Origin of the sequence: Kitasatospora sp. MY 5-36 (genome assembly GCF_001182915.1) — a bacterium.
Classification (GTDB): domain Bacteria; phylum Actinomycetota; class Actinomycetes; order Streptomycetales; family Streptomycetaceae; genus Kitasatospora.
Genome location: NZ_LFVW01001259.1, coordinates 1 through 211, shown reverse-complemented (window position 1 = coordinate 211; position 211 = coordinate 1). Strand labels below are relative to the sequence as shown.

The window sequence follows — 211 nt, the reverse complement described above, 5'->3', positions numbered from 1 at the left end:
CCAGTCCGCCGGACCGCTCGCCGGGAGGTGCCCGGGCAGGCCCGGCGTCCAGCGCTTCGAGCCGTCCGGCAGGACGGCCAGGGCCTCGATGCCGGGTCGGCGGGCGGCCCAGGCGAGGGCGCGGTCCGGGCCCATGGCGAACGCGGCGGTGGCCCAGGCGTCGGTGCGGGCGATGCCGGTGCCCGGGGCACCGACCAGGGTGAGCGAGGCC

1 pseudogene is annotated in these 211 nt (G+C 81.0%); it reads right to left on the bottom strand.

From position 1 onward, the window contains the following. Positions 1-211, bottom strand: a pseudogene (locus AE652_RS41810) (FAD:protein FMN transferase); the annotation flags it as partial.